The organism is Sphingopyxis sp. (assembly GCF_036402335.1).
Taxonomy (GTDB): domain Bacteria; phylum Pseudomonadota; class Alphaproteobacteria; order Sphingomonadales; family Sphingomonadaceae; genus Sphingopyxis.
This window is the reverse complement of sequence record NZ_DASWTD010000285.1, coordinates 1-5316: the sequence shown is the minus strand read 5'-3', so window position 1 is coordinate 5316 and position 5316 is coordinate 1. Positions and strand designations below refer to the sequence as shown.

The following is a 5316-nucleotide window of genomic DNA, read 5'->3' as shown; positions in this document are numbered from 1 at the left end:
CCGATTTACGGCGTGCTGATCACCCCTCCGACCTATCGCCCGGGCATCCCGGTGAAAACGGTGGTGCTGGCGCATGGCGGGCCGCACGAGACCTGGACCGCGGCCTGGCAAGGCAGCTGGGTCGATTGGGGGCAGATGCTTGCAAGCCACGGCTACGCCGTGCTGCTGCCCAACCCGCGCGGTTCGGCGGGCCAGGGAAATGAATTTGCGCGCGCGGTAAAGGACGGCTGGGGCAGTAACGACTATCAGGACGTCACCGACGGCGTCGATATGCTCGTCGCGCGCAAAATCGCCGACCCTTCGCGGCTCGGGATCGGCGGTTGGAGCTATGGCGGTTTCCTGTCGGCATGGGCGGTGACGCACGACACAAGGTTCAAGGCAGCGGTTGTCGGGGCCGCGCTGACCGACCAGGTGAGCGCGACCGTATCGACCGATACGCCCGACTTCATCACCGCCTATTTCGGGGTGCCCCCATCGGGTAATGCACGAATGGACGCATCGTCACCGCTCCGCATGGTCGACCGCGTCACGACGCCGGTGCTCGTTCTGCACGGGCAGGAGGATCGGCGCGTGCCGATCGCGCAGGGGCTCGGCTTCTACCGCGGACTGCGACTGCTCGGGAAAGAGACCATGATGGTCAGCTACCCGCGCGAACCGCACCGGATTGTCGAGCCGCAGCATCAGCTCGATATCCAGCGCAGGGTTCTGGCATGGTTCGACGATCATTTGTGAAGAGAGGTAGTTTTGATGGCCCCGGCTGATTTTTCCCGCGCGCCCAGTCGCCGCGACCTGTTGGCTGCGATCCCGGCGCTCGCCGTTTCTGTTCCTGCATTTGCTGCCGTGAAAGGGACCGCCGGCATGAGCGAGCTTCTCGACATGAGCGCGGTGTCGCTCGCCGGCGCGATCCGGAAAAAAGATGTTTCCGCGCGCGAACTGATGACGGCCCACCTCGCGCGCGTCGATGCGCTCAATCCCCGGTTCAATGCGATCGTCTCGCGCATCGACCGCGCGGCCGCGATGGGCGAGGCCGCCGCGTGCGACGAGGACGCGGCCGCAGGCCGTTTTCGGGGCGTGCTCCACGGCTTTCCCCATGCCGTGAAAGACACCGCTCCCGCCAAAGGCATCCGCTTCACGCAGGGCTCGCCGATCCTCAAGGATAACATCCCAGCCGCCGATTCGCTCGTGGTGAGCCGCATGCGCGGCGCCGGGGCGATCTTCGTCGGCAAGACGAATGTACCCGAGTTCGCGCTCGGCTCGCATTCCTACAATCCGATTTTCGGGACGACGGGCAATGCTTTCGACTCCGGTAAATCGGCCGGCGGCAGCACCGGCGGCGGGGCGGTCGCCCTCGCGCTGCGGATGGTCCCGCTCGCGGACGGCAGCGACTTCGGCGGATCACTCCGCAACCCGGCGGGCTGGAACAATATTTTCGGCTTCCGCCCTTCATGGGGGCGCGTCCCGTCGATCCCGAACAGCGATCTGTTCTGGCAGAATTTCGCGACCTCGGGACCGATGGCGCGCAGCGCGCGCGACGTCGCCCTCCTCCTTTCCGTCCAAGCGGGACCCGACCCACGAGCGCCCTTCGCGCCGGCGGACGATCCTGCGATTTTCGCCCAGCCGCTCGATCGCGACTGGAAGGGCAAGCGCATCGGCTGGCTCGGCGACCTCGGCGGCGCGCTGCCGATGGAGCCCGGGATCATCGAGACATGCGAAAAGGCGCTCGCCGCCTTCCGGACGATTGGAATGCAGGTCGAAGAGGCAGCGCTGGTCGAAGAGCCAGGCGCGATGTGGCGTACGGCGGTGACGCTGCGCCACTGGTCGGTCGGAGCCGATCTCGAAGGCTTTTATGACAATCCTGCGAAGCGGGAAATGATGAAGCCCGAGGCCATTTGGGAAGTGGAGGGTTACAAGAAGCTGACCCCCACCGAACTCACCAAGGCGTCGGAAGGGCGCACCCGCATCTTCGAGGCATTTCGAAAGGCGTTCGAGAAGTTCGACTTTCTTGCGCTCCCGACCGCGCAAGTCTTTCCCTTCGATGCGAAGCAGCACTGGCCCCGCGAGATCGCGGGGGTCCAGATGGATTCCTATCATCGGTGGATGGAGGTCACGCTGCCGCCCACGATGGCGGGGCTCCCGGTACTGGCGATACCGGCGGGCTTCGGCGGTCGTCATCGGCTCCCGATCGGCATCCAGCTGATCGGTCCGCGCAACGCCGATCTCGATGTCCTGAAGCTCGGCCACGCCTATGAGCAGGCCTCGCCGTGGATTGCGCGAACGAGGCCCCCCGCGCTCGGCTGACAGCGGAATATTCCGTCACCTTCTCGCCCCTCCCCTCTCTGGAGCAATCATGCGCCATCTCTTCCCGCTAGCCGCCATCTTGCTCGCGACATCGGCGGCTGCGCAGAATTCGGCCCCCCAGCCCGTCCCATTCGAGAACCGGATACCCGCCGCGCGCGACGTCAATTTCCCCGGGATAATGACGTTGAAGGTCGATGCGACCGATGTGCAGCAAGGGATTTTCCGCGTGAGTCAGACCATCCCGGTAACAGCGCCCGGGGCCATGGTCCTGCTGTCGCCTTCGTGGCTACCGGGCGTGCATGCGCCGGCGGGACAGATCGAGAAGCTGACCGGTCTCAAGATCCGCGCGGACGGCGCGCTCGTGCCGTGGACACGCGATACGGTCGACATGTGGGCCTTCCACATTAATGTGCCGAAAGGGGTTCGTCAGCTCGATATCGAGTTCCAGTTCACCTCGCCGACCGATACCGATCAGGGCCGGATCGTCGCTGCACCAAATATGCTGAACCTCCAGTGGAACCATGTCAGCCTTTATCCCGCCGGCTTTTTTACGCGGCGCATCCCGGTGCAGGTAACCGCGACCTATCCCGAAGGATGGACCGCCGTCGCCGGGCTGCCTGCCAAGAAGCGCGGTCGCGATTATGTGTACGAGACGACAGACTATGAAACGCTGATCGATTCACCCGCCTTTGCGGGACGATATTATCGCGAGTGGAAATTGTCCGACCGGGTCGATCTGAACGTCTTTGCCGACGATCCGGAGGAACTGGAGGCCAAGCCTGAACAAATTGACGCGCACCGCAGGCTCGTCAAGCAGGCGGTGAAGCTTTTCGGTGCCCAGCACTACGACCGATATGAATTCCTGCTTGCGATCACCGACGAGATGGGAGGGATCGGGCTCGAGCATCACCGCAGCTCCGAAAACGGCGTAAAGCCTGGATATTTTTCTAAATGGAACGATGGACCCGGGTCGCGCAACCTGTTGCCGCACGAATTGACGCATAGCTGGAACGGCAAGTTTCGACGCGGCGCCGACGCCTGGACCCCCGATTTCCGGACGCCGATGCGCGACTCGCTGCTGTGGGTCTATGAGGGGCAGACGCAGCTATGGGGCTATGTGCTCCAGGCACGGTCGGGGATCGTGTCCAAGCAGGATACGCTCGACATGCTGGCGAGCATCGCCGCCGGCCTCGACAACCGTCCGGCGCGAACCTGGCGCCCCCTGATCGACACGACCAACGACCCTGTCATCGCGCGGCGGCGCCCCAAGGGATGGGTCAGTTGGCAGCGCTCGGAAGATTATTACAATGAAGGGCTTCTGGTCTGGCTCGAGGTCGATGCAGTGCTGCGCAAGCAGTCGGGCGGAAGGAAGTCGCTCGACGATTTTGCATCCGCCTTCTTCGGGATGCGCGACGGGGACTGGGGGGTCCTGACCTATGATTTCGATCAGGTGGTCGGGACGCTGAACGACATTCATCCCTATGACTGGGCACAGCTGCTGAAGACACGCCTCGAGGGATTAAGCGAGCGGGCCCCGCTGGCGGGGCTCGAGGCCAACGGCTACCGGCTCGTCTATACGGATGAACCGACCGCGGCGTTCAAGAGTGCGCAAAAGAGCCGCAGCCAGGCCGACCTCAGCTATTCGCTGGGACTGGTGATGGGCAAGGCCGGATCGATCAGCGCGGTTACCTGGGACTCGCCGGCGTTCGAAGCCGGCCTCGACGTAGCCGACACGGTGGTTGCCGTTGACGGCCGCGAATATTCGGATGACCGGCTTATCGCTGCGATCAAGTCTGCAAAAGACAGGCGCGCGCCGATCCGGCTGCTGGTGAAAGGCGGCACACGCTATCGCGACGTCATCATCAACTATCATGGCGGCCTGCGTTATCCGCGCCTGGAAAAAATTGGCGTGGAAGATGGCGGTTTAGATCAGTTGCTCGCCCCGCGTCCGTAGGAGGCGATGGCGGCAACGCTTTCCGCTCGGACGCGGGCGCGGCCAATTTGGCAGCCTGAACCGTAGCATTTGGCCGCTTTCTGACCTTCCGCTTTTAGCCGCAGATCTGAGATAGCTGACGTTGGGCAAGTTGTTGGTGCTTCCGCAATCTCGCATCAATTGCATCTGCGCAGCTCATCGCGCATCGATGCCGCTGCGACAGGGAGGATTGAGGGATGGCACAAGCTAGGAAGCGGCGCCCGATGCGCGACTGGAACGATCTTCAATTCGTTCTAGCCGTCGCCCAGAGTGGCAGCTTTCACCATGCCGCCGAGAAGATGGGCGCCCACGCCACGACCGTTGCGCGACGCGTGCAGGAGTTCGAGCGCGAGCTCAACGCGAAGCTGTTCGTTCGCCGGGCCCATGGCATGACCCTGACGACGGCGGGAAAGGCGCTGGTCGCGAAGGCGAACGAGATGGAAGCGGTCGTATCGGCCGTCACTAACGATATTGCCGGAATGGACGGACAGCTGGCCGGGGTCGTACGCCTTTACGTATCCGAGGGGCTCGGCACGCATTGGGTCACGCCCATATTGGGCGATTTCCACAGGCAATATCCCGATATTGCGCTCGATGTGGTCACAGGATCGCACGCGGGCAACCTCCTGACCGAGGAAACCGATATCTCCATCACCATCGTCAGGCCCACAGACCCACGCCTTGTCGCCTTCCGCCTCGGAATGCTGGGATTTTCCCTGTTCGCATCGCGCGAATATCTGCGACGGAGCGGCGTACCGGCCGCGATAGACGAACTCGCAGGCCATAATCTGATTTATCAGGCCATTCATCACACCGACCAGCTGTTCAACTGGTGGCAAGGCATCGTGGATGCCAGCGATGGCCCGACGTTCAAGACGAACTCCGCGAACTTTGCCGTGGCAGCGACGCAAACGGGCTTTGGCATTGCCCTCGGCCCCTCCTTTTATCGAAAGGCCATTTTCGATCTGGTGCGGCTCGAGATAGAGCTCCCGTTCGACACCGAACTCTGGATGGTTTCCCATGAGGAGACAAATCGCAGCGCCCGG

General features: G+C 63.2%; 4 protein-coding genes. All 4 read left to right on the top strand.

The features are described 5' to 3' along the window. Positions 1 to 732: alpha/beta hydrolase family protein (locus VGD20_RS08960; protein WP_331134114.1), on the top strand; the 732-nt coding region annotated here is incomplete at its 5' end. Between the two features lie 126 nt (positions 733 to 858). Beyond that, complete coding sequence (locus tag VGD20_RS08955; RefSeq protein ID WP_331134113.1) at positions 859 to 2298, top strand: amidase; 1440 nt, start codon at positions 859 to 861, stop codon at positions 2296 to 2298. Between the two features lie 49 nt (positions 2299 to 2347). Further along, the gene (locus tag VGD20_RS08950; protein ID WP_331134112.1) at positions 2348 to 4252 is read left to right on the top strand and encodes a peptidase M61; all 1905 of its coding nucleotides are present in this window, start codon (positions 2348 to 2350) and stop codon (positions 4250 to 4252) included. 242 nt (positions 4253 to 4494) lie between these two features. After that, a partial coding sequence (locus tag VGD20_RS08945; RefSeq protein WP_331134111.1) for a LysR family transcriptional regulator occupies positions 4495 to 5316 on the top strand: 822 nt, incomplete at its 3' end.